This window comes from Psychrobacillus sp. FJAT-21963, from assembly GCF_001420585.1.
Taxonomy (GTDB): domain Bacteria; phylum Bacillota; class Bacilli; order Bacillales_A; family Planococcaceae; genus Psychrobacillus.
Window position 1 is genome coordinate 692,106 of sequence record NZ_LJIY01000001.1, and the last position, 24,837, is coordinate 716,942.

At 36.2% G+C, this 24,837-nt stretch carries 19 protein-coding genes and 1 pseudogene; 5 read left to right on the forward strand and 15 right to left on the reverse strand.

Annotation, left to right across the window (positions count from 1 at the left end):
* Positions 1 to 5 precede the first annotated feature (5 nt).
* The 3 genes from AN959_RS03200 to AN959_RS03210 all read right to left on the reverse strand — a co-directional run bounded on the left by AN959_RS03200 (position 6) and on the right by AN959_RS03210 (position 4,635).
* Positions 6 to 1,829 carry an ABC transporter ATP-binding protein gene (locus AN959_RS03200; RefSeq protein ID WP_172794304.1) on the reverse strand — a complete coding sequence of 608 codons (1,824 nt, stop codon included), beginning with the start codon at positions 1,827 to 1,829 and terminating at the stop codon, positions 6 to 8.
* On the reverse strand, positions 1,810 to 3,546 hold the full coding sequence (locus AN959_RS03205) for an ABC transporter ATP-binding protein (RefSeq protein WP_056828210.1): 1,737 nt from the start codon (positions 3,544 to 3,546) through the stop codon (positions 1,810 to 1,812). Before AN959_RS03205 ends, AN959_RS03200 begins: the two co-directional genes overlap by 20 nt.
* A 162-nt stretch (positions 3,547 to 3,708) precedes the next feature.
* On the reverse strand, positions 3,709 to 4,635 hold the full coding sequence (locus AN959_RS03210; protein ID WP_053590633.1) for a DMT family transporter: 927 nt from the start codon (positions 4,633 to 4,635) through the stop codon (positions 3,709 to 3,711).
* A 183-nt stretch (positions 4,636 to 4,818) separates the two neighbouring features.
* Here AN959_RS03210 and AN959_RS03215 point away from each other — a divergent pair, with 183 nt between their 5' ends.
* Positions 4,819 to 6,861, forward strand: a complete 2,043-nt coding sequence (locus AN959_RS03215) for a bifunctional diguanylate cyclase/phosphodiesterase (protein WP_056828212.1) — start codon at positions 4,819 to 4,821, stop codon at positions 6,859 to 6,861.
* 5 nt (positions 6,862 to 6,866) lie between these two features.
* Here AN959_RS03215 and AN959_RS03220 read toward each other — a convergent pair whose 3' ends face one another.
* From AN959_RS03220 to AN959_RS03230, 3 genes are all read right to left on the reverse strand, one after another.
* Positions 6,867 to 7,316: a threonine/serine exporter family protein gene (locus AN959_RS03220; protein ID WP_056828214.1), complete on the reverse strand. Its 450-nt coding sequence runs from the start codon at positions 7,314 to 7,316 to the stop codon at positions 6,867 to 6,869.
* A gap of 11 nt (positions 7,317 to 7,327) precedes the next feature.
* A complete protein-coding gene (locus AN959_RS03225; RefSeq protein ID WP_256363912.1) occupies positions 7,328 to 8,080 on the reverse strand; it encodes a threonine/serine exporter family protein in 753 nt (250 codons plus the stop codon).
* Positions 8,081 to 8,460: 380 nt separating this feature from the next.
* On the reverse strand, positions 8,461 to 10,566 hold the full coding sequence (locus AN959_RS03230) for a beta-propeller domain-containing protein (protein WP_056828216.1): 2,106 nt from the start codon (positions 10,564 to 10,566) through the stop codon (positions 8,461 to 8,463).
* A gap of 154 nt (positions 10,567 to 10,720) precedes the next feature.
* On the opposite strand from AN959_RS03230, the gene AN959_RS03235 reads away from it, so the two are divergent.
* Together AN959_RS03235 and AN959_RS20920 are read left to right on the forward strand one after the other, a co-directional pair.
* On the forward strand, positions 10,721 to 12,037 hold the full coding sequence (locus AN959_RS03235) for a short-chain fatty acid transporter (protein WP_056828217.1): 1,317 nt from the start codon (positions 10,721 to 10,723) through the stop codon (positions 12,035 to 12,037).
* A 442-nt stretch (positions 12,038 to 12,479) separates the two neighbouring features.
* A pseudogene (locus AN959_RS20920) lies at positions 12,480 to 12,674 on the forward strand (IS5/IS1182 family transposase); the annotation flags it as partial.
* A 29-nt stretch (positions 12,675 to 12,703) separates the two neighbouring features.
* On the opposite strand, the gene AN959_RS03245 reads toward AN959_RS20920, so the two are convergent.
* The 4 genes from AN959_RS03245 to AN959_RS03260 form a co-directional block, all read right to left on the reverse strand.
* On the reverse strand, positions 12,704 to 12,934 hold the full coding sequence (locus AN959_RS03245; protein ID WP_056828221.1) for a hypothetical protein: 231 nt from the start codon (positions 12,932 to 12,934) through the stop codon (positions 12,704 to 12,706).
* 244 nt (positions 12,935 to 13,178) lie between these two features.
* Positions 13,179 to 14,375 carry an acyl-CoA dehydrogenase family protein gene (locus AN959_RS03250; RefSeq protein ID WP_056828223.1) on the reverse strand — a complete coding sequence of 399 codons (1,197 nt, stop codon included), beginning with the start codon at positions 14,373 to 14,375 and terminating at the stop codon, positions 13,179 to 13,181.
* Positions 14,375 to 15,535: a saccharopine dehydrogenase family protein gene (locus tag AN959_RS03255; RefSeq protein WP_056828225.1), complete on the reverse strand. Its 1,161-nt coding sequence runs from the start codon at positions 15,533 to 15,535 to the stop codon at positions 14,375 to 14,377. Before AN959_RS03255 ends, AN959_RS03250 begins: the two co-directional genes overlap by 1 nt.
* A gap of 15 nt (positions 15,536 to 15,550) precedes the next feature.
* On the reverse strand, positions 15,551 to 17,029 hold the full coding sequence (locus AN959_RS03260) for an aldehyde dehydrogenase family protein (protein WP_056828227.1): 1,479 nt from the start codon (positions 17,027 to 17,029) through the stop codon (positions 15,551 to 15,553).
* A 166-nt stretch (positions 17,030 to 17,195) separates the two neighbouring features.
* Between AN959_RS03260 and AN959_RS03265 the strand changes: the two genes are divergently transcribed.
* Entirely contained in the window at positions 17,196 to 17,996 is an 801-nt protein-coding gene (locus tag AN959_RS03265) for a TIGR00266 family protein (RefSeq protein ID WP_056828228.1), read from the forward strand.
* Between the two features lie 266 nt (positions 17,997 to 18,262).
* On the opposite strand, the gene AN959_RS03270 is transcribed toward AN959_RS03265, so the two are convergent.
* Complete coding sequence (locus tag AN959_RS03270) at positions 18,263 to 18,484, reverse strand: helix-turn-helix transcriptional regulator (protein WP_056828230.1); 222 nt, start codon at positions 18,482 to 18,484, stop codon at positions 18,263 to 18,265.
* A 10-nt stretch (positions 18,485 to 18,494) separates the two neighbouring features.
* Positions 18,495 to 18,986, reverse strand: a complete 492-nt coding sequence (locus tag AN959_RS03275; protein ID WP_056828232.1) for a DUF2975 domain-containing protein — start codon at positions 18,984 to 18,986, stop codon at positions 18,495 to 18,497.
* 588 nt (positions 18,987 to 19,574) lie between these two features.
* Between AN959_RS03275 and AN959_RS03280 the strand changes: the two genes are divergently transcribed.
* Positions 19,575 to 19,772: a hypothetical protein gene (locus AN959_RS03280; RefSeq protein ID WP_053590643.1), complete on the forward strand. Its 198-nt coding sequence runs from the start codon at positions 19,575 to 19,577 to the stop codon at positions 19,770 to 19,772.
* A 247-nt stretch (positions 19,773 to 20,019) separates the two neighbouring features.
* On the opposite strand, the gene AN959_RS03285 is transcribed toward AN959_RS03280, so the two are convergent.
* Genes AN959_RS03285 through AN959_RS03295 form a run of 3 tightly spaced genes read right to left on the reverse strand, consistent with a single transcriptional unit; the run spans position 20,020 to position 24,743 of the window.
* Positions 20,020 to 21,831 (reverse strand): ABC transporter substrate-binding protein, encoded by a 1,812-nt coding sequence (locus AN959_RS03285; protein ID WP_056828234.1) that lies wholly within the window; start codon positions 21,829 to 21,831, stop codon positions 20,020 to 20,022.
* A 29-nt stretch (positions 21,832 to 21,860) separates the two neighbouring features.
* Complete coding sequence (locus AN959_RS03290; protein ID WP_056828236.1) at positions 21,861 to 23,351, reverse strand: ABC transporter permease; 1,491 nt, start codon at positions 23,349 to 23,351, stop codon at positions 21,861 to 21,863.
* 18 nt (positions 23,352 to 23,369) lie between these two features.
* The gene (locus tag AN959_RS03295; protein ID WP_082460818.1) at positions 23,370 to 24,743 is read right to left on the reverse strand and encodes an ABC transporter permease; all 1,374 of its coding nucleotides are present in this window, start codon (positions 24,741 to 24,743) and stop codon (positions 23,370 to 23,372) included.
* Positions 24,744 to 24,837 lie beyond the last annotated feature (94 nt).

Genomic DNA, 24,837 nt, shown 5'->3' on the forward strand with positions numbered 1-24,837 from the left:
CCTCCTTAAATTTTTGCATTGGTCAACATATTGTAATAGCGACCTTTTTGTTTTAATAGATCTTCTTGACCTCCAGCTTCTACTAGCTCTCCACCTTCCATTACGAATACAAGGTCAGCTTTTCTAACTGTATTTAATCGATGGGCAATAACAAAGCTCGTTCTACCTTCCATTAACCGCTCGAGCGCTTCTTGGATCTTTAGTTCCGTGACTGTGTCAATACTAGAAGTTGCTTCGTCTAATAAAAGTAAGGCCGGATCCGCTACTAATGCTCGTGCGATCGATAATAGTTGTTTTTGTCCCTGGCTAATCTCTCCACCATCGGCCGTTAATATCGTATCATATCCATTTGGCAGCTTCATAACAAAGTCATGTGCATTAGCTTCTTTTGCTGCATTTATTACTTCTTCATCTGTTGCATTTAATTTGCCGTACCGAATATTTTCTTTTACCGACATCTCAAAAAGGAAAGGATCCTGTAATACAAATGCTGTTTGGCTACGTAATGTATGTCTAGGTAATTGATTCATAGGAATCCCATCAATCAATATCCGCCCATCATTCACTTCATAAAAACGTGCTAGAAGCTGCATTATAGTAGTTTTACCAGCACCAGTTGCACCAACTAAGGCAGCAATTTTCCCTGCTTCTACATGGAAAGACACATGCTGAATAGTTGGTTTTTCTTCCTCTTGGTTGTATCGAAACGTTACATCCTCGAAAGTGACATTTCCTATTAGTTTATAGTCCTTATTATCAACAGCAGCATCTAATTCTTCCGGTTCATCCATAATCGTAAAAACACGTTCTGCCCCAGCAATAGCGGAAAGAACCGTATTAAATTGATTGGCTAAATCATTTAAAGGACGAGTAAATTGACGAGCATACTCCGTAAAGATAACAATTTCACCAATCGTCACATAATTATAATATGCTAAGACACCACCCGCTGCGGCTACAAGTGTAAAGCTTACATTATTTAATAGGTTCATCACTTTTGGAATAAAACCCGAGTATGTAAGTGCCCAAAATCCAGTTCTTTTCAATCGATCGCTTTTCACTGAAAATTCTTCTAGCATACGACTTTCTTGTGAGAATGCCTTGACGATTCGTTGACCAGAAATAGTCTCTTCAATCATTCCATTTAATTCGCCGACCGCTTGCTGCTGCTCTTTAAACAATTTAGATGTTCGTCTCGTAATCCATCTCATTGCAAAATACATAAATGGAACAATTGTTAACGTGATTACTGTAAGTAAAGGGCTTAATAAAAGCATGACAGCGGCAGTGCCTACTAGTGTTAATATACTTGAGAACACCTGGATGAAGGAAGAATTCAACGTTTGGCTCACATTTTCAATATCATTTGTCATTCGGCTCATTAGCTCGCCATGCTGTCTTCTGTCAAAAAATGATACCGGTAATTTTTGTAGCTTATTAAATAGACCAGTTCGCATTCGATAAATCGTTTGTTGAGAGATTCCAATCATCCAATAACTTTGCAAGTACATCGTGATCGATAAAAAAACATATACAATGACAAGAATTCCAATTATCTTTGCGAGACCTGCAAAATTACTTTTAGTTAAGTATTCATCTATTATGACACCAATCAAATAAGGTCCTAGTAATGCTAAAGCGGAGCTTGCAACTACCAATATAAGCACGATTATTAATAAGAATCGCTGTTCATCAACCAATTTCCATATACGTGAGAGTACACCTTTCCAGTCGGATGCTTTCTCCACTTTCTTCTTATTGCTTTTCTTCAAATCTTCCTTAGTTACTATAGGTTCATAACCAAAAGGCTTACGAATGAAGTTCAACATAATTGTCTCCCTCCTGCTGTGATTCTACAATTTCTCTATATAGAGATGAGCTCTCCATCAACTCATCATGGGAACCATATGCTGAAACTTTTCCTTCTTCTAGTAATAGTATTTGGTCTGCACCTTTAGCAGTCCTAATTTTTTGAGTAATCACTAGCATAGTGGCTTTTTCATCCTCTAATGCTTCCCATAAAGCATTTTCTGTCGATACGTCTAATGCACTTGTGCTATCATCTAACAATAGAATTTCTGGTTTTCGAACTAAAGCACGTGCAATCGAAAGTCTTTGCTTTTGACCCCCAGAAAGATTCACTCCCTTTTGACCAACTCTCGTATCATATTGATCGGGGAATTGCTCAATCGAATGATGAATTTGTGCTTGCTTTGCCGCCTCTCTTAATAACTCCTCCGTTGCTGTAGAGTCTCCCCAACCTAAATTTTCTTCAATACTCCCGGTAAATAAAATCGATTGCTGTGGGACAAGCCCTATTACCTGGCGAAGCTCCTTTAATGGCCATTCCTTTACATCTACTCCATTAATCAAAATTTCTCCTTTTGACACATCAAAAAAGCGGGGAATTAAATTTAACAGAGTTGACTTTCCAGAACCGGTTGCCCCCATAATTGCTAGTTTTGAGCCAGGTCTGACAGTAAAAGATACATCCTTTAAAACGGGAACATCTGTTGTAGGATAGTGAAATGATACATGATTAAATTCAATTTCCCCTATTCCAGAGAGAGAATCAGGAGTATCTGTCTCAATTTCTTCTATTCCTTCCTTCACTAATAACACTTCTTCCATACGCTCGGACGATGCCTTAGCACGCGAGAAGAAAATGATGATAAAGGCAAACATTGAAAAAGCACCAGTCATACGCGTTGCATAGTTCACGATCGCAACCACTTCACCCATCTGGGCATTTCCAACTTGTATTTCCTTTGCACCAAACCATAGAACTGACATTAAACTTACATTCATCACAAACAGAAGGACTGGTAAGATTAACTCCATTATGCGAAAGGCAGTTATATTATCTATTTTGAGACTATCTGCTACTTTGGCAAATCGAGTGGCTTCGAAATTACCACGTAAATATGCCTTTATTAAACGTACTGCCTGCAAATTCTCTTGGATTTTACTAGTCACACGGTCTACACTTCTTTGCACTTTTCCAAAAAGCTTTAATCCCCTTCTACTCATCCAATATAAGAACACGACTAGAAAAGGAGCACCAATCACTAAATATAGCGCTAAATAAGGATGAACTACAAAGGACATAATAATACTTCCAATAACAAGTAAGGGAGCTCTTAACATGATGCGAAGTCCCATAAAGATTAAGTTTTGCGTAATGGTCACATCTGTTGTTAATCGTGTAATTAAACTGGAAGTAGGAAATTTTAAAAAGGTTGCCATCGTAAAAGATTGAATCTTTTTAAATAGCGCTTGCCGGATGTCATATCCATAGCTTTGCACTGCATGAGAAGCGATGTATGTATTAATAATCCCTGCCAAAAATGCAATGAAAGACAGAGCAAGCATAATGCTTCCCCAAAAAATGATTGTTTGTTGATCTCTTGCTAATATTCCATCATCAATAATAGTTGCTATTAATAATGGTTGAATTAGCTCTACGGATAGTTCAGTCAGCATAAAGAACAAAGCAGTAGCTACAAGCCACTTATATGGAGATAAATAAGATAAAACTGTCTTCATGTTTCATACACCCCTAGATTCTTCGTTACACGAATTAATTATCGGTATGACCTATTATGCCATAATCAATCAAGAACAGATAGAAAAAGATGACTTAAAATTCAAGTCATCTCAGATTATTCTCATTATTTTAATAATTGACCGGTAGGTTAGTAGAAATGTTTAACTTTCAATCCCTTCCGTTACTTTCTTTTTCCACTTAATTTCTCCTGCAACCGAGAGCCATGTAACAAAAACAAGCATCACTACTACTCCAAAGTATTGCCACGCTCCCAGTATTTGTCCAAACCATATTACAGAAATAATCATGGCCGTCAAAGGCTCTAAGCTAGAAAGAATACTTGTTTCTACTGCAGTTATGTATTTCATACTGGATAGAAATAGAACAAATGCAACTGTACCGATTAAGATAATAAAAACAATCATCCAATTGAATGGAGATTCCGCTAGAAAAACCCATTCATCTGAACGCCATAATTGAGTGATTGTCCCTAGCAATACACCCCCGATTAACATTCCCCATCCGACAACAATCAGTACTCCCCATTCCTTCATGAGCCTTGCTGGATACACCGTATAAAACGCAAAAGTAAGACCTACACTTAACCCCCAAAGTAAAGCTTCGGTACTTATTAATAAATTGTTCACTTCAGCATTGGTCAACAAATAGAAAAGTCCAATGAGTGTGCCGATTATACCGACTACCTGATATTTTGGTGGGAACATTTTACTTTTCCAAGAAACAAATAGAATAATATAAATAGGTCCTAAAAATTGCAGCAATGTTGCTATAGATGCATTACTAGCATCAATTGCTGCTACGAACGTGTACTGGACACCTAGCATTCCAAAAATACCGAAGATAATTAATTGCCTCCACCAGCTAGGCTCTTTCCAAATGGCAAAAATTTGTTTACCACTCAATCGCATAAATAGTAGAAGAAAAAAACCTGCTACAGTTAATCTTATAGTTAGGAAAAAAGGAACAGACAACCTACTATTGTTGAATACCCACTCCATCATCGGACCTGTTGCTCCCCAAAGCATAGAACCACTAACTATTAATAGTATACCTTTCCAGCGATTCACTTTCTTCTCACCTCATTTTTAACGTTGTTGTTTTATGTACCAAATATTTTGAAAGGACTATTTAACTATCATTTTTTACAATATGATTATTTTGTTCTAGAGTAATGACTAATTTACCTATATTCTATATAATTATAAATAAACAAANAAACAAAATAGATTACTATGAAAGGGGTTGAAAAGATGTATTCGATTGAAGCAACATTAGATTCAAGCAGCTCTATTTTCAATAATATACCTTACCCAGCCTTTCTTACGGATAAAGAAGGTAACATAATTTGGTGGAGCAGAGAAGCTGAAAGACATTTTGGTTTTAGTCATGATGATGTAAAGGTAGAAAACCCACCTTTACTTGACAGTGGTGTAAAAGAATCTTTTTCTGATATGTATGATACTTATTCACACCATGAAGATCCTGTCCGCTTTGATTCTATTCTGCTATATCATGAGAACGGTGAAAATTCTATTGCTTCTATTGTGGCAAAATCCTTTACTATAGACCATCATTCGTTTGTTATATTTTTAATAGATCTTGATCATTTACCTAAATCCGAAGAAGCTTCTTTTTTAGAATTACAAGCAATTAAAAAAAGCTTATCCGATTCCTATATGGTTGTTTACTTAGACAAAGAAGGTTTAATTACTAATGCAAATTCTCAATTTTTAAAGAAAAGTAATTGGACGCCAAAACGTATTTTAGGAAAATCATTTTGGCAAATGTTTCCTGACACTTCCGAACATCAAATGGTTGCCACTAACATTATGAAATTACTCCGAAAAGGAGAGAGTTTCCAAGGCACCATCGAAAAAATAACAAAAGATGGAATTAATTATTGGGTTGAATTGCTTGCTATCCCAGTAAGAGATACCCAAAATAATACACTCTACTATTTATTATTGGAAGAAGAAATTACTGAAAAAAAATTATTCCAGTCTCGTTTAGAGAAAATTGCATATGTAGATACAGAAACTGGACTTATGAGTAGACACCGCTTAGAGGATATTGTAACAGAATATATAGAAGAGAAGAGACATTTTTCATTTGTTTTTATTACAATTGATCAATTTTATACATTAAGAGAAATTTTCAATGATCAAACCGAATCCAAACTATTAATTGAGTTTGCCAAAAGATTAAAAGTATATTTTGAAGACACTACGATCGCTCGTGTCGGAAGAGATGAATTTGCACTGATTACACCTTTAAGTGATTGGTATATCCAAGGATTTACGAATTATCTTAGACAAAACCCTATTTATTTAAATAATAAAGTCATTCCTATTACAATAAGTGGGGTAATCACAAAATACCCAGAAGCCCAGCATTCTTACTTACATTTAATAAAAGCTTCCAATACAACAATCCAAAAAGTTAAGCAAGAAGGCGGTGGAATGATAGCCAGTCTTTCTCAATCTGAACATAATAAACTAAGTCGAACAATACAAATTGAGAAACGTCTTCTAGAAGCATTAAATCATCGAGATTTGCATGTAATGTACCTCCCACAAAAAGATTTAGAGTCAGGAAAAATAACCGCCGTTGAAGCTCTTGTTCGATGGGAAGATGAAGTACTTGGAGTAATTTCTCCTGAGGAACTTATTCCAATTGCTGAAGAAACTGGTCTAATAAATGAAATTGGTACCTTTATGCTTGAAAAATGTTGCGAACAAGCAGCGATTTGGCACAATAAAGGATTTCCAATAAAGGTTAGCTTCAATTCTTCTATAAGAGAATTCCGAGACAAAAATATGGTGAAAACCATTCGAAAAGTGTTGGAGAAGTATGATTGCCCACCTGAAGCATTACAAATAGAATTTACTGAGAAATTTGCATTAGAAGCAGAAGCAGAAAAATCTATTATCCAACAAATGCAAACGCTCCAGCAAGATGGTGTGACATTCGTACTGGATGATTTCGGAACTGGCTATGCATCGCTGCGATACTTGCAACTTTTGCCAATCAGCCAACTGAAAATCGATAAATCATTTATCGGTTCACTATTACAACAAGAAAAGCTCCAACAGCTTGTGCAAGGACTAATTCAATTTGGACACTCCTTGAGTCTACGAGTAGTCGCAGAAGGAGTAGAATCAGCAGAACAATATAGCCATTTACAACAAATAGGCTGTGATGCTTTACAAGGGTATTATATAAGTCGTCCTATTTCTACTAAAGAAGTGGAAAATTTGTTATACAAAGAAGCAAAAACCGTGAAAAACATATAAGTTTTTCACGGTTTTAATTTTGGTTGTTTTTTCGTTTTTAATAGCAGCTTTGTAATTATCTCTGCAAATACTAAACCTACTGCAATCGCTCCTGAAATCATTAAAGCATGTGATGCATACTCAATAGCAACTGCGTAATCCTGCTCCACAATATGTCGCATTGCGTTATACGCAACTCCCCCTGGAACTAATGGGATGATTCCTGCAACACTAAAAATAATCATTGGCATTTTAAAGTGTTTGGCCATTAGATGTGCGACAAAAGCTATTGTAAAGGCACCAGCAAAAGAGGATTTGACTGGATCATTACTTAATTCATTTATATACGAGTAAATTAGCCATCCTGTCATTCCAACTAAGCCACAATAAAAAAGTGAATTTTTGGGAGCATTAAAAACTATTCCAAATGCTGTTGCTGCAATAAAGCTTAGTATTCCCTGCAATAAATAAGACATGGCCTTCCTCCTTAGAATGACAATACAATTGCAACTCCTGCTCCTATTGCAAATGCAGTAAGAAATGCTTCCGCTCCTTTTGATAATCCAGACATAAAATGTCCTGCCATTAAATCACGAATAGCATTTGTAATGAGCAGTCCAGGAACAAGCGGCATTACAGAACCTATAATAATTTTATCTATATCCCTTCCAAGACCATATTCAACTGAAGCAATAGCTATTACGCTAATTATTAATGCAGCTAATAATTCTGCAAAAAACTTAACCTTTGTTTTTACCTGTAGCGTTTCAGATACTGTGTATCCTATTCCTCCTGCTAACATGGCTAAGGGTATATCAGTAGGATTTGCACCGAAGAGCAAGAGAAAAGCCCCCGATGCTATGGACGCTGCGATTATTTGTATCCAAAAGGGATACTTTTTATGTTCTTCCTCTATTTTTTTTAATTCTAAATACGCTTCATCCAAAGTAATTACTTTATTGGCTAAATTTCTGGAGACAGCATTAACGAGTGCAATTTTTTCTAAATCTGTTGTTCTATTACTAATTCTTGCTAATCGAGTTGGAATAGCTCTGTTTCCGCTGAAAAGAATGCCTGTTGGCGTCACAAAGCTTTGCGATTCGGTTAAATGTTGCGACTGAGCCATGCGATCCATTGTATCTTCTGCACGGTAAGTTTCCGCTCCACTTTCCATCATTAATCGACCTGCAAGAATACAACACTCTACTGCTAAATCATAATCAGGTCTCAATCGAAACACCGTCCTTCCTCTATTTACGATAATCTTATCGAACGATGAACATAAAAACAATCCAGTTTATTACTTTATCATATATTCATCGATAAATTCTAATATAATATTTATGCAATAATAATCCTTCATATAATACTTCAAGCTTCCTCAAAATAAGGCGTTCATATACCCTCGTTTATCGCTTTGCGGGTATTTCGACCGATTCCCCGAATTATTTTTTTATCCGTAGTAGGAAGCTTTTCCTTAAGTGCTGTTGCAGACATTTGTTCGTACTAAAAGGATAGCGGAAATTCATATATTCTCAAAATCTTTAGGGCTTTGCACAATGTCGTGAACAGACCGAAAAAGGATGAAGTCAACCTTAGCGGTTGCCTTCATCCTTTATGCTAGTATTTCAATTTTCCTATTTTCTCAAATTTATTTAAGTTATAGCTTGTGATTTCCCTTACTGCTATCGTGTACAAAGAATCCTCAACATACAACATTCGTTGAATACTACTTTCCCAATTTTCATAGAGCTGAGAAGGATTGTGGGGGTTTAATAAATTCCCTTTCATTACAATCCCTTTTTCTGGAGTTATTTCATAAATTAAAGCTCCGTCTTGCTTAAACTGAGCATACTCTTGACCAACGCCTTGCTCATAAATAGTAATTGGAAAGCCATATAGATTTTTTTCACGATGTTGGAACAAAGCATGATGATCGTATTGAATAGGTGAGAAAGTTCCTTGCCCTCCAATAACTTCTGTATCCACTTCTTTAGGATTTGATAAATCACTTACATCAAACAAAGACACTTTCATTCCCTCTGTCATAATAAGAGGTTCTTTAGAACCCTGTTGTGGGACAATCTTTGTTTCATATCCAAATCCTATTAGGTGATTTTCGTCTAATGGATGCAAATAATTACTAAAGCCAGGAATTTTTAATTCTCCTAAAACTTTCGGTGCAGTTGGTGTTGCAACATCGATGACAAATAGCGGATCTGTTTGCTTGAAAGTCACCATATATGCTTTATCACCCATGAACCTTGCAGAATAAATACGCTCATCTTTTGCTAGACCCGTTAAGGACCCAACTATTTTCATCCCTTTATCTAAAATGAAAAGATTGTTTTCGGAAGGTTCATTTTCATCCCAGCTACTACCTTTCGTTGTTACAGCTCTGAAATATCCATCATGTTCATCCATGGAAAACTGATTCAATATCGTACCCGTCAAACGACTTGATGCAACAAATTGAGCGGATGTTTCGTGAAGCGCAAATTTAAATACTTCCGTATCCATTTTACCTGGATTCCATATAAATTTTTTAGAATTGGAATTTGTTGATTCAAAAATTGTTGAAGTTAAATATAAATTTTCCTTGGACATATATAACTGTTCACTTCCTCCAAGGTATCCCTTAGTCATAACGGTATTATCTTGTAAGTTTTCTACATTGATTGCTGATATAATACTATAATTTGCTTGCATGGAATTAGGAAGAATCGAAATGTTATCATAGTTCATAGGTTTCGGTTCTTTATCTGTCTTGGAATCATATACGCTAGGACGTAGCTCTATATCCTCATTCTCTTCCATCATCCAAAACTTTGGATAGACAGTTGTTACATAATACAGGGTATTATTTGTTAAACGTGCGCCATTCATATATCCTTCTGTGGCAATCTCCCTAGACAGTTTAGGTGATGCAGGGTTTGTAATATTATAGAAATACACACTCGTCATGGAATCCATTGGCATTCCAATTCTATCAATATTTTGTTTACTGTCTGATTCTAGTGTGCGAAACACATTCTTTTGCCCAATGATTATTAACGTATCATTAGACAATAATAGTTGAGAAGGATAAAAATCATTCGTAAAGCGGATTTTCGTTTCTTCTCTCATTTTCTCAGGATCTTTTACATTTACTATGACTACATTATTTTCACTAATCGAAAATACATGGGAGCCATTTGTTTTCACCATATCAGCTTCATCTACACCATCTACCTGGTTATTTGTAGTAGAATAATCTCCTCCTTGAGCACTGGAAGATTCTTTCGATTCTGTCTCCATAGTGTCTTCCATAATTGTGACTTCTTCATACCCTTGAGTTTTTTTCGCTAGCTCAAAATAAGCTTTTAGTTCTTCCTTTGATTTTACGGATTGAAGTTCTTTGTACACCGTGAAAGGAAATTTCGTTTTCATAAACTTATTTTTTACATATAAGCTATAGGTACCTTCTTTTAAGCCTGTTATTACAACTACCTTCCCATTTTTAGATACACTATGCTTTGCATTAACTTTTTTCCCTTGTTGGTCAGTTACATACATTTCCCCTTTTTTGAATGCATCCTCACTAACTGCCGAAGACAAAGTAACGATAAATGGTTGGTTGGATAATACAACATCCTGAGCACTCACGGACGTTCTAGCTGAAAAAAATACTATGACCAATCCAACAATTAATGCCGTACCAATTATCGACATAATCCACTTCTTCATATGATCTCCCTCTCTTTTCCTTTGTTAAACCATTAGACTTCCTTTTATGTAATTCGTTTCACTTTTTCCTTTATATTTTTGGAATGTAGAGAATTTACTGTTATTAGTCTATTATTATATTTGCAACATAATATTTTACAAAGGAGGGAATGTTGTGAAAACACTTACTAGGTTTTCAAATGCATTAATGGAGAGGTATTTACCCGATCCATACATTTTTGTAGCAATATTAACTTTATTAGTATTTTTATTGGGGATAACTTTAACAGATACTACCCCATTAGAGATGGTATCTTATTGGGGTGATGGTTTTTGGGGATTACTATCTTTTACTATGCAAATGGTTGTCGTTTTATTAGCTGGACATGTTCTAGCTAGTAGTCCAGTGTTCAAAAAGTTACTAAGTACCATGGCGAGCAGCGCTAAAACACCTGGTTCCGCAATAATTCTAGTATCTGTAGTTTCCTTAATAGGTTGTTGGATTAATTGGGGTTTTGGATTAGTTATTGGGGCTTTATTCGCAAAAGAGATTGCACGTAAAGTAAAAAATGTGGACTATCGTTTACTTATCGCGAGTGCTTACTCTGGATTTATCATTTGGCATGGTGGGTTAGCAGGATCAATCCCTCTGTCTATAGCAACAGAAGGTCATCCGTTTGCAGAGAAAATGGGTGTTATTCCTACAACTGAAACTTTATTTACAACCTATAACTTAGTTATTGTAGTAGTACTGTTAATTTCAGTTCCATTATTAAATAGATGGATGATGCCTAGCAAAGAAGAGACCTTTTCAATTGAACCAACTCTTCTCGAGGAGGAAGTAATAGAGAATAAAGAGCCATTAACAAAAACTCCTGCTTCCCGATTAGAAAGTAGTTATATTATATCGATTTTAATTGGCTTACTTGGGCTTGTATATTTAGTACAACATTTCATTACTAAAGGCTTTGATTTAAACTTAAACATCGTCAACCTAATATTCGTAACGCTTGGTATTATTTGTCACGGTACACCTAAGCGGTTTTTAATTGCCGTGAAAAACGCGGCTAAGACAGTTGGAGATATCGTCATTCAATTCCCTTTTTATGCAGGGATTATGGGTATGATGGTAGCCTCCGGGTTAGCAGGGGTTGTTTCCAATGCTTTTATTAATATTTCAAATGAACATACTTTCTATCTTTTTACTTTTTACGCCGCTGGTATTGTTAACTTTTTTATCCCTTCAGGTGGTGGTCAATGGGCTGTTCAAGCACCTATTATGTTAGATGCTGCCTCAGCATTAGATTTAAGCTACGCTAAAACAGCTATGGCAATTGCTTGGGGTGATGCTTGGACTAATATGATCCAACCATTCTGGGCATTACCTGCATTAGCAATTGCTGGATTAAAAGCGAAGGATATAATGGGCTATTGTGTCTTTGTCCTGTTATTAAGCGGAATAGTTATTAGTGTTGGACTTTACTTTTTTTAAGACCATTTTTAGCAATAACTACCCCTTTCAAGGGATCTCAGACTGTAGACAAACTCAAAGAAATTTGAAATTGTCTATAGTCTTCTTTTTATTTACAATACATAGTAAGAAATCGTCGATTTCCGTTTCAGGCGCTACGCTTTCCACGGGCACGGTCTCAGCCTTCTCCCTTGCTCCTGCGCAAGCTCGTCGCAGAAAAAACGTTGCTCCTGCGCAAAGCTCGTCGCAAAAAACAATGCTCCTGCGCAAGCTCGTCGCAGAAAAAACGTTGCTCCTGCGCAAGCTCGTCGCAAAAATTAATTTCGCTACGCTCAGTCCGGGTGCTTCGGCTCGTGCTGTTCCCGTAGGAGTCTTCGCGCCTTCCACTCCAATCGACTAGTGTTGGCAAATTTAAATAGTGTTGAGTTTCTAAATCTTCTAAGACGTTAAGTTGTTGAATATCATGATGACTAAAAACCAATTCAATGAAAGTGAACAACTTGAAATGCTAACGATTGACCAGCTTGTACCGAAGGACCATTTGGTTCGTAAATTAGATGCCGCGATTGATTTCCATTTCATTTATCCATTAGTAAAACATCTTTACTCTGCTACTGGGCGACCAAGTTTTGATCCCGTTGTGTTATTTAAAATAGTCTGCGACCCCTTTCAAGGGGTCTTTTCGTTTTATTCTTCTATTTTATTTCCTCTAGTCAATTTTTCAAATTCTTCCATATCTCTGTCCCTTTTTGGGAGGTAATTAAAAGGATTTCTTTCCTGTGCAAATTCTTCTCTTGCATTAACTTGGATACCGATTTTCGTTCCAGCAGTTGCTGTCGGATCATTATATATATTTTCCTTTTCTCCATCGAAATGTGGAGTTGCTTCGACATGTTTGTTATCACTTTTTCGAGTCATCAAATTATCTCTCCTTTATAGTTAATATGATGTTTTTAAAGTTGAACTATTCCTCTTACTTTTAAGACTATAATTAGTTGCGCAAATTTCCCCTTCTTATAGCAATGCCTCTTTTATTTGTTTCTAAAGTTCGGTGGACGGTCATAGTTTATTTTTCATAAAAAAGGTTTTCTTGAACAAGTCAAGAAAACCTTTTTATATAGTATTTGTTCAGAATCAACACCAGTTACATTTTCTTTCCCTATCACTCTTCTTCGAATGGCCATTTTGGTAGCATATGAGAAAGTGTTTTATCTTCTCGGTAGCCAAGTACATATTCCGCTTGCATAATGGTATGGATTTCACGTGTTCCTTCATAAATTACAGGTGCTTTGGAATTACGTAAATATCTCGCTACTGGATATTCATCTGAATACCCATAAGCACCATGAATTTGGACAGCATCATCTGCAGCTTTATTTGCAAAGTCGCATGCTTGCCATTTTGCAAGTGACGTTTCACGTGTATTACGAACACCTTTGTTTTTTAGCTCTCCTACACGGTAAACGAGTAATCGGCTCATTTGAAGTCCTGCTTCCATCTTCGCCACCATTTGTTGCACGAGCTGATGTCTTCCAATTTCCTTACCAAAAGTTTCTCTTTCATGACAGTACTTTACACTTGCTTCTAAACAAGCTAGAGAAAGTCCTACTGCTCCTGCTGCTACCGTAAACCTTCCGTTATCGAGAGCAGACATAGCAATTTTAAAACCCTCTCCTTCTTTTCCTAAAAGATTCTCTTTCGGTACTCGCATATTTTCAAAAAACAGTTCACCGGTATTTCCGGATTTAATACCGTATTTCCCCTTAATTGCTTTGGAGGAGAAGCCTTCCATTGTTCGTTCTACGATGAAAGCACTTATACCGTGGTGTTTTTGAGATTTATCCGTATAGGCAAAGACGATAAAATGATCAGCCGTATCACATAATGATATCCATGTTTTTTGCCCATTAATGACATAGTGATCCCCATCAAGCACTGCTACAGTCGACATGGCTGCTACATCTGAACCTGCACCCGGTTCTGTTAATCCAAAAGCGCCTATTTTTTCTCCCTTTGCTTGAGGAACTAAATATTTTTGCTTTTGTTCTTCCGTTGCCCACTGCATAAGCGTCATTGAATTTAGTCCTATATGCACCGACACGGCAGTTCGAAAAGCTGTGTCACCGCGTTCTAATTCTTCGCAAGCAATCGCAAGTGAATTATAATCCATTCCACTTCCGCCGTATTTCTCCGGAACACAAACTCCCATTAAGCCAAGATCCGCTAGACGTTTCCAGATTCCTTTATCAAATGCACCTTCAATTTCCCATTTGGCTATATGAGGAATGATTTCACTATCTACAAATTGACGAACTGTTTTTCGTAAAAGGACTTGTTCCTCCGTTAATTCGAAATTCATTATTCTTCACCTCTCACAACAGTCTCTACAATATCAACTCCACGAGTTGCCATTTCTCTAATATATAATTCTCCTGGGACGATCAATTCAGGTGGGTATACGCCTCGTTTAGAAATAACATTATTCCCAATCATTTGTGCTACTACAGAAATTGTATTGGCAGTTGCTCTTGCCATTGCGGTTGTCCCGGAAAGTTTATCTTTTTTCGTAGACAATTCATATGAAAAAGTTGTGTTTTCCCCTTCTTTTATACCTTTAACGATTACCCGTAATAAAACAGCATCTTCTTTATCACCAAGTAATAATTGTGGTGTTAATACTTCTTTTAAGACATCGCGAGCCTTCACCATATTTCCATTTACATTCACAATGGTTTTTTTATTTGTTAATCCTAAATCTACAAGCAATTTAAACTTATCTGCATGCCCTTTGTAACGTATCGTTTTATATTCCAATGTGTCGATGTTCGGAAAGGATTTAGGTAATGTTGAAGTTCCACCTGCAGTATGGAATGCCTCTAACTCCCCATACTCATCAAAGAATATCGGCTCTATCTCTGATAGAGATTCCACTTCTTGCAGTTTACCATCCCGGATTACATGGGAAGGGTCGGTATAATGGTCAAATACACCTTCTAATGAAAAGACAATGTTGTATCCGAAAATTCCTTCTGGTTTTACTGGTATTCCACCAACGTATAAATGGATTCCTGAAACTTCATCTAGTTTACTAGCTCCATATCCCGCAAGAATATTAATCATACCCGGTGCTACACCTAAATCTGGGATTAGTGTGATCCCTTTCTGCTTTGCCTTTTCATGAAGTGATAGAACTGTATCTGTTGCTCCTCCAATATGGCCACCAAGATCGATTGAGTGAACACCAGCTTCCACTGCAAGTCTAGCTACTTTTTCATTGAACGAATAAAACAATGCATTAATGACTACATCTACCTTTTCCATGATTTGTAGTATATTCGCATCATCATTTGCATCTAATCTTAAAACATCTATTTTCGAGTTTTGTAGTCTTTCTTTAAACATCGTTGCTTGTCCCACATCTAAATCACATAATATTACCTTTTCCACATTAGGACTCTTCACTAAATCACGAGCTGCTTCTTTTCCCATTAATCCTGCTCCCAATACAGCAACCTTCATGTAATCATCCCCCTATTATTCTGTATCTATTTGTGCTCTTTGCAATTTCCCACTAAAGTCTACATAAATGCTCTTCCATTCCGTATATACATCTAATGCCGCCACACCTGAGTCTCGGTGTCCGTTTCCGGTACCTTTAGTCCCACCAAATGGCAAATGGATCTCAGCTCCTGTAGTTCCAGCATTAACATAAACAATTCCCGTATCTAAGTCCCGCTGTGCACGGAAGACTTTATTTACATCTTTGGAAAAGATAGAACTTGAGAGTCCAAATTTCACTCCGTTATTTACTTCTATTGCTTCTTCCAAAGAACCTACTTCAATAAGTGAAACAACTGGACCAAAAATTTCTTCTTGCGCTATTCTCATATTCGGTTTAACGTCCGTGAAAAGGGTTGGAGCATAATAATTTCCGTTTGCTAAGTCCCCTTCTTCTAATACATTTCCACCAACTAGAAGATTAGCCCCTTCCTCTTGTCCAATTTTGATGTAGGAATGAATTTTATCTAACGCTTTCTTGTTAATAACTGGCCCAATTTTGACTGATTCATCTAAGCCGTCTCCTATTGTCAACTTTTCCATTTGCTCTAGTAATTTAACTTCTAATTCTTTCTTTACATCTTTATGCACGATTACTCGACTACATGCAGTGCAACGTTGACCTGCTGTTCCGAATGCACTCCATAAAATCCCTTCTACAGCAAGAGACAAGTCTGCATCTTCCATCACAATAACAGCATTTTTTCCACCCATTTCAAGAGACACTTTCTTTAAATGCCTTCCTCCAAGCTCTGCTACTTTACTACCTGTTTCAGTAGAACCTGTAAAGGAAATCACTTTTACATCCGGGTGCTCAATCATTGCGGTTCCAACTTCCGAACCAGAACCAAAAACTATATTTGCTACCCCATCAGGTAAACCAGCCTCTTCAAATATTTTTGCCATTTCATAAGCCATCATTGGTGTTTCAGTTGCAGGCTTCCAAATGAAAGTATTTCCTGCTACTATCGCTGGAAATGACTTCCACGTAGCTATGGCTACAGGAAAATTCCAAGGTGTAATCAGTCCAACTACTCCAATTGGTGCGCGCACGCTCATCGCAAATTTATCTGCTAGCTCAGATGGTGTCGTTTCTCCAAATAACCGGCGACCTTCCCCTGCCATATAAAACGCCATGTCTATTCCTTCTTGTACTTCCCCACGGCCTTCTTCAATTACTTTTCCCATCTCTTTCGTTAGAACTTGTGCCAGATGTTCTTTCTTTTCTTTCATTAGCCTACCAATTTCATATAAATAATCTGCACGTTTTGGCGCTGGTACAAGTGCCCATTTTTTCTGTGCTTTCGTAGCAGCCGCAACAGCTAAATCTACATCCTCTTTTGTTGACATCCTTACTTCCGCCAACTGTTCTCCACTCGCTGGATTTAAAACAGCTGTATATTTTCCCTCGCCAATATCTTGCCATTTTCCATCAAAAAAGTTTGTGAGCTTCATAATCCTATTACCTCTTTTCCTTTTTATGAAAACGCTAACATAAAGAATACATTCTCTATTACTTGTAGAATCCCTTTAATTTTTTCTAAAAATAAGAATTTTCAGAGTGAAACTTTTCATAACATGATTCGTATTAATAAATATTGAATATGAGGAGGAAATAAACATGAACAATCACGAAATAGATTACAAATTATACGGAGACGATATGCAATTTGTAGAAATTGAACTAGACCCTCAAGAAACAGTAGTTGCAGAAGCCGGCAGTTTAATGATGATGGAAGACGGCGTTTCTATGGAGACGATCTTTGGTGACGGCTCCAGTTCTGGTGGCGGCGGTGGTCTAATGGGCAAATTAATGGGTGCAGGTAAACGTATGCTTACAGGTGAAAGTTTATTCATGACAACCTTTACGAATACAGGCAGCGGAAAGAAACATGTTTACTTTGCTTCTCCATACCCAGGTAAGATCATTCCAATGGATTTAAGCGAACATAGAGGAAAAATAATTTGTCAAAAAGATGCTTTTCTTGCAGCAGCAAAAGGTGTTTCTGTAGGGATTGAATTTCAACGAAAATTAGGAACTGGATTCTTCGGTGGTGAAGGTTTCATCATGCAAAAGCTTGAAGGTGATGGGCTTGCATTTATTCATGCTGGCGGAACAATCCATAAAAAAGTTTTACAGCCAGGAGAGGTTTTACGAGTAGATACTGGATGCCTAGTAGCTATGACTGCTGAAGTGGATTACAATATCGAAATGGTTAAAGGTGTAAAAACTGCTCTATTTGGTGGCGAAGGGCTATTTTTTGCAACACTTCGTGGACCAGGTACAGTGTGGATTCAATCCTTACCATTTAGCCGTTTAGCAAGCCGAGTGTTTGCAGCTGCTCCTCAAACTCCAGGTGGAGGCTCACCAGGTGAAGGAAGTATTGCTGGAGGACTGTTCGATCTTTTAGGCGGAAAATAATAAATAGTGGCCTTCGGTTGATGGGGAGAAAAACTAATGGAATATAAATATTTAAAGGTTTAATGGCACTACTAGGGAAAAATAAAAAGAAGTTTAGACTCAGATGTTATTCTGAGTCTTTTTGATTTACTTCCCACAAATAAAATATTATCTAATAGGAGTTTACAAATATCTAAAGGAATTGTAAAAAAAGGAGTATTCCATCTTATAGGGAAATCTAATTTAACTAACCTTTGGCTGGTTTGGTTAAAGAAATTTATTATCTATTATTCTAGAGTGTCCTCGTCACTTCTGTATTCTAAAAGATCTCCCGGCTGACAGTCTAAAGCCTTACAAATTGCTTCTAAAGTGGATAGTCGAATCGCTTTTGCCTTTCCATTTTTCAATATAGAAAGGTTAGCCATTGTTATTCCAACCCTCTCCGAAAGTTCAGTTACGCTCATTTTCCTTTTAGCCAGCATCACATCAATATTAATTATTATTGTCATGTTATTCACCTCAGACTATTAAGTCGTTCTCTGATTTTATATCGATGGCTTCTTGTAAAAGTCTTTGAAGAACTGCCGCAAAAACAGCAATCACCATGGGAGCAAAAATCATGACCATTCCTATTAGCACGAGACCTGGTGCGTCATCTATCTCCGCTAGGATAAAGACGAATGGTAGGGCTACCGCATACAAGCCACTGATTGTGATAGCACATTTTTTGATTTTCTTTAGAGCTCTTACTGATAATTGCGAGAAAGCTTTGTTCTTGTCAATATAGCTTAAAAGGTTAAAAGATTGATATAAAGCAATGTAAAACGGGATCGCCGAAACATACATAACCATTAAAATGCCATATACTACATAAGCTAAATCTGAACCTCGTTCTGCTGCTTCATTTGCTTCATTCGCTATCTGAGGCAACAAAAATAGACACAAAGCAAGAACCGGAATGCCAATAAAAATAACAGCTACCTTTAAAAAGAGTGTTGAACTTCGTTTCATAAAACGCACCTCATTTATTTATTGTTAAATTGAATTTAACACATTATTTATTGATTTACAATAAAAAAATATTGATTTTAATTACATTATTATTGTTTAAAAAATCATCAGTTTGTTTTAGACGAAATAAAAAGCACTCCTCATTACAGCGAAATGCTCTATAACTTTAAACTATTCATTTTAAAACCATGGTCCATAGAGCCTATCCTTGAGTCTAACTCCAACGACCACGATTGCTATAAATCCTGCCATTGTTTGAACGCCATCAATTTATATGCGTATTGATGTCTAATTAATTTGTAAAATCTACTAAAGCATTGATATAACCACAAAAAGGGAAACACCAACTCATATGTATTGCATCCCCGATTAGGTTGTTAATAATGTTTTCTCCCTAATAACCGAACCCGTTATCTTTCTAGGGTCCTCTTTTTCGTGGAATAAATAATGCCTGTCCGTCTACATTTTTCGGCAAATTGTTTATTTTTTATCGAACACCCCTTCATATACTATGAGTAAGATCAATAATGTGGATATTACGTTTCTATTAATTTATTGATCTTTAGTATAAAAAAGGAGGTGTTCGACATGAAAGCTTCTTTTGGTATGTGGATTGGCTGGGTAGCTATTATTCTTGCTGTAATAGGGTTCTTTTACTCACCTATTTGGTTCGGTGGAGCTGCAATAATTTTAGGCCTAATCAGCTTAGCTTCCCCTCAAAAGTTCCTAGCTTGGAGTGCAATTGTACTTGGAGCAATTGCGTTCTTTCTTCCGATGCTCTTTTAGATAAATGGTAATTATGTATTTACGGCATGTCCGGGTCAAGTTACCGCACATGCCTTTTTATATAAGAGAAGCACTAATCACGAACTTCTTTTTATATGACCGGATAAAAATAAATGTGTCCAGATAATAAAATTTCTGACCGGATAAAATTTTATCTGTCCACATTAAAAGATTTTGACTGTATGGCATCTTTTCAATAATTAAAAAAGCTCAGTAAGTGTTTTACACTTACCAAGCTTTTCTCTACTTATTTGCTTGCTTTATATGCATCTAAGAATTCTTTTGCTTTTGCTGGATCTGCTACTAGCTCATTTCCAGTATCAACAAGTGGACTTACAGTGGAAACTGCTTTCTTTTTGTTTCCTTGGTAGTAATTTAAAATTTCATCTTGGTTAATTGAATAAAGAATAGCTTTTCGTAGGTCATCGCTATCGGATACTTCACGATTCTTTGTATTAAATAACAAATAAGATACGGCATTACTATCACTTTTTTGAAGGGTTAATTTACTATCTCCTTCTACTAAATCATACTTTGTTTCTGGAACACCATTGAAAATATGAATTTCTCCATTACGTAATGCGGAAAGTGCGCTGTCAGGATCTTGAATGAAACGTACAGTTACATTTGAAATTTTAGCTTCATTTTCAGTACCTGCCATATAAGCTGGGTTTTTCAAGAATATTGCTTCGTAGTCATTTTTATGAGATAAGATGTACGGACCGCTTGCATATAACGTATTGTTATATTTGTCGCCTTCTGTAACTGTATTTTGATCTCCGTAAGGAATATCTTTATTTACATCAAATGTTGCCACATCATAAGTATTAATGCTTTCTACTTGTTTTTTAGAAACAATTCCTGCAGATTGGTGAGCTAAATAATTTAGTACTTGTGGGAATGGATTTACTGTTGTAATTTTCACCACTTGATATTTGCCTGCCGCATTATCTGCAGTATTTTTGTCTTCTACCAATTCGGTAATTTTAGCGTCTAAGCCTTCTTCAAGCGCTTCTCTTACAGTAACATCGCTTCCAGATTGTTTAACATCAAGCTCTGATAAGTCAGTTACTACTTGAATGTCTTTCATACTTTCATGCAAGCTATATGTGCGGTGATCTGGAACTGAGTTTTTATCCTTTGCACGGTTTAAAGAGAATACAACATCATCTGCTCCTACGCGTTCCCCAGTGTCAACTGCTTTTTTATCTGTAACAGCAGCAAAGTTTATATCATCACGAAGAAGGAAGTAATATGATTCATTACCTTCTGCGATTGCGTGATTAAGTGATAAAGAACCATCTGAAACCACTTTATCGTCATCAGTTAAATTAACAAGTCTTATATACATATTAGTATTTAGCGTATTGATAGATCCATCATTACCTTTAATCGGATCTAAAGAAGTTAAAGTCCCGATTGCTTGTTGCATAATTAATGGTTGTGTTGCTCTTTTTGAAGTGTCTGTAAAATCAATCGTTTCCCATGCAATTGCACGTGAAGTTGCAAGTCTTACTGTATCTGCATTTAAGATTTCTTTATTTACACCTTGAGCTTTGAAAGAATTATAAAGCGGTGCAATATATGCTTTATCCAAAACAAGACGTTGCTCTAATTGTTTATATATTTCCGTAAATTCCTCTTCTGTTTCTGTACTTGCTTGATCAATTAATTTATCCACTTCTTCATCAGACATAATACTGTTATCTCCATCTGATTTGAACAGCGAACGAACTGCGTAGTCAGGGTTTCCTGTAACCGTTGTCCAGCTAGATAAAGCTAAGTCATAGTTTCCTGCATCTTTTTGTGCAGTAAAGCTACCGTAATCAGGTTGAATATTTAACTTCACATCAAAACCATTTTTAATCAGTTGATCACGGACGATGTTCATATCCGCTTCACCTGTACTCATGCCTAAAAGTTCAATTTCTACCTTACTTTGATCCGTGTTAGCGTCTTTATTATCATTTGCTTTATCGGCAACATCCGATTTCGTATTTACACATCCTGCTAAAACCAAAACAAAAGCAATCAGGATAGCTAATATACTTTTCTTCATACTATTTTCCTCCTAAAATATAATTCTTTTTAATCCATTCTTGGATCAAAAGCATCTCGTAACCCATCACCTAAAAAGTTGAAGGATAATACTAGGCCAATAATAGCAAGCCCTGGTATTACAGCAAGATACGAATGTGATTCAAGATAGGTACTTCCTATTTTTAAAATATTTCCCCATTCTGGAATATGTGGTTCCACTCCAAGACCTAGGAAACTCAAGCTACTAGTAGCGATGACGGCTCCTCCAATTGTCAAGGTTGCCTTCACAATCATTGGGGCTAGCGAGTTCGGAACGATTTGCTTAAAAATAATAGACAAATCAGACGAACCAAGTGCACGAGCAGAATCGACAAATTCATAGTTCGAAACCATTAGTACGTTAGCTCTCATCGTTCGAGCATAGGTCGGAATTGATCCGACACTTAATGCCAAAATTAGATTCATAGTGTTTGCCCCAAATGCAGCAATAATAGCTATGGCAAGTAAAATTCCAGGAATAGCGTACAAAATATCTAGAAGACGCATAATCACATTATCTGCACGTTTCGTATAATATCCTGCTAAAGCTCCTAAAAATCCACCAATAATCGCTGGAATTATCGTGGAAGCAAATCCAACAATAAGTGAAATTCTCGCTCCAAAGACAATTCTTGAAAACAAATCTCGTCCAAAATTATCTGTACCAAATGGATGCTCCAGACTAGGATTTTGAAGTAATTCTCCGTAATTATTCTCAACAGCCATATCATAATCAAACGTGAATTTACTGCAAACCGACAATGAAAACATTAGAATGATAAAAAACATTCCTAATATTGCCGTTGAGTTGCGAGTAATTTTGCTCCACATCGTATTCCACTTCAGAATTCTAGATTGATCATGACTACGTACTTTTACAATTAAACTAATACCTAATAATAAGTTAAATATATTTCCCGTTAGGGAAGTAATTATTAACAGAATGGCAATAGCCATCATCCATGACGGTGCTAAGTTATCTTCCACATGTTTGGACACGAGAACTAGCGTTATGACTTGGAATATTAATATTCCTATCAAAATGCCCATTGCCGGTAAAAAGGTATCTGTCACATATGGTTTATACAAATTGAGGGATGAAATAGCTAGGATAGATATTTGTGTTAACAACATATACACAGCAAAAGTGTACTCTGGTGTTTTTTTCTTTTTTATTATGTTAAATGCAAATGAAGCTATAAATATATTTGCACTCAATATGCTAAGAAGTTGAATATAGCCGAGTTTTCTTGTTTTGCTTTGTATCTCACCTGTACTCAAAAGGTCCCTCTTCATTTTCCATGTAAGGAAAAGTTGAAAAACTGTAAATACAAAATAAACAAGAAATACAGTAAAAACAGCACCCTTCAACGTCCCCTCTTTAAAGTTGAAACTGTTTACTAATAAAAGAAGGGTCACGATAAGAGAAAGAATCCATGCAAAGTTTGCTTGTGTATAATCTCGGGATAACTTCAACGCATGTTTTTGATTTGAAATCACCTTTACACCTACTTCTCTTTACAGTTGCTTCATCTTAGATCGAATGCGGGGATCAAAAAACGCATACAAAATATCGATGAGCACATTTACTAAAGAAATTGTTATGGCAATATAAATTACCCCACCCATAATCGCTGGTATATCTGGAACGAATTGTTTATCAACAATATAACTTCCTATACCACTAATATTGAATACTTTCTCGGTTACTGCTGCTCCTCCGAGCATATCTCCAAACAGTAAACCAATTACTGTAATAATAGGAATCATCGCATTTCCAACTGCATGCTTCCAAAGTACCTGTCTTTCATTTAGCCCCTTGGCTTTTGCTGTAATAATATAATCCTCATTAATGATTTCTAACATGGAGGATCGTGTCATCCTTGCAACAGATGCCGTCAGTCCAGTTCCAAGAACAATGACCGGCATAATGATCGACAACAAATTTTGAGGATTATAAGTTGCAGGTAACCACTGCAATTTAATCGAGAAATTTAAAATAAATACTAAACCTTGCCAAAAGTTTGGAATAGATAATCCAATTAAAGCAATAAACATAAAAGAATAATCTAAAAACGTATTTTGTCTAGTAGCTGAAATTATTCCTACTGGTATTGCAATAACAATCGCCATTAACAATGAAAAAATTGCAATATTTAAAGTTATTGGGAATTTATTCGCAATACTTGTGGCTACTTCTTCATTTCCAGTAAAAGAAGCTCCTAAATCAAACATAGCTATTCCTTTTATTGCATCCCATAATTGAGCTAAGTAAGACTGATCCAAACCATGCATCTGATTGAAAGCTGCAATTTGCTCTTTCGTCGCTGCTTCTCCCAAGATATTAGCTGCAGGATCAAAAGGAGATAAGTATAGAATAGTAAATACTAGAATGGATACACCTGCTATAACAAATATACTCATAATTAGTCGTTCAAAGATAAACTTAACAAAAGCATTACTATAAAAAATAAGTAATAGATACATAAGTATTCCGGGAATACATGAAACAACTAAAAATGCCTTTTTATTAAGTAAACTTTGAAAAAAGGAAACATAGGTTAGCTTTTTTAATCCATTTTGCTCATATTGTTCCTCTATCTTTTCAGAGAGTACTTTTGTGTATCTTTCCTCTGCAAGCTTTTCTACTTCTCTCTCCATTTCCTGTTCATTTACTTTTTCACTAAAGAAAGCATGCTTGCGCACATATTGGTCTGCAAATTCTCTCTTCAGCTCTTCTTTAAGACCCGAATTTTTCAAGGAAGCATTCATTTTTTCATAAATAATAGAATATGTATCGTTCTTCTTTTTCAATTGATAATAGAAAAAAGTGATAAAATGCAACGGAAATCCTAAAATTATCAACAAGAATCTAAACGGCGCTCTCTTCATCAATTTCCCGAAAATGAATGCAAGATGATCGGATATATCAAAATTGACGGATGGCTCTTTATTTAACCCCAACGACTATTTACCTCCTTTCCTA

Bases quoted from the DNA above. Each gene is read 5' to 3' on its own strand.
- AN959_RS03275 (WP_056828232.1), bottom strand. From the start codon at position 18,986: ATGAAACGAAGTTCAACACTCTTTTTAAAGGTAGCTGTTATTTTTATT.
- AN959_RS03200 (WP_172794304.1), bottom strand. From the start codon at position 1,829: ATGTTGAACTTCATTCGTAAGCCTTTTGGTTATGAACCTATAGTAACT.
- AN959_RS03260 (WP_056828227.1), bottom strand. From the start codon at position 17,029: ATGAAGCTCACAAACTTTTTTGATGGAAAATGGCAAGATATTGGCGAG.
- AN959_RS03265 (WP_056828228.1), top strand. From the start codon at position 17,196: ATGAACAATCACGAAATAGATTACAAATTATACGGAGACGATATGCAA.
- AN959_RS03205 (WP_056828210.1), bottom strand. From the start codon at position 3,546: ATGAAGACAGTTTTATCTTATTTATCTCCATATAAGTGGCTTGTAGCT.
- AN959_RS03285 (WP_056828234.1), bottom strand. From the start codon at position 21,831: ATGAAGAAAAGTATATTAGCTATCCTGATTGCTTTTGTTTTGGTTTTA.
- AN959_RS03250 (WP_056828223.1), bottom strand. From the start codon at position 14,375: ATGAATTTCGAATTAACGGAGGAACAAGTCCTTTTACGAAAAACAGTT.
- AN959_RS03270 (WP_056828230.1), bottom strand. From the start codon at position 18,484: ATGACAATAATAATTAATATTGATGTGATGCTGGCTAAAAGGAAAATG.
- AN959_RS03295 (WP_082460818.1), bottom strand. From the start codon at position 24,743: ATGAAGAGAGCGCCGTTTAGATTCTTGTTGATAATTTTAGGATTTCCG.
- AN959_RS03245 (WP_056828221.1), bottom strand. From the start codon at position 12,934: ATGACTCGAAAAAGTGATAACAAACATGTCGAAGCAACTCCACATTTC.
- AN959_RS03280 (WP_053590643.1), top strand. From the start codon at position 19,575: ATGAAAGCTTCTTTTGGTATGTGGATTGGCTGGGTAGCTATTATTCTT.
- AN959_RS03220 (WP_056828214.1), bottom strand. From the start codon at position 7,316: ATGTCTTATTTATTGCAGGGAATACTAAGCTTTATTGCAGCAACAGCA.
- AN959_RS03230 (WP_056828216.1), bottom strand. From the start codon at position 10,566: ATGAAGAAGTGGATTATGTCGATAATTGGTACGGCATTAATTGTTGGA.
- AN959_RS03255 (WP_056828225.1), bottom strand. From the start codon at position 15,535: ATGAAGGTTGCTGTATTGGGAGCAGGATTAATGGGAAAAGAAGCAGCT.
- AN959_RS03215 (WP_056828212.1), top strand. From the start codon at position 4,819: ATGTATTCGATTGAAGCAACATTAGATTCAAGCAGCTCTATTTTCAAT.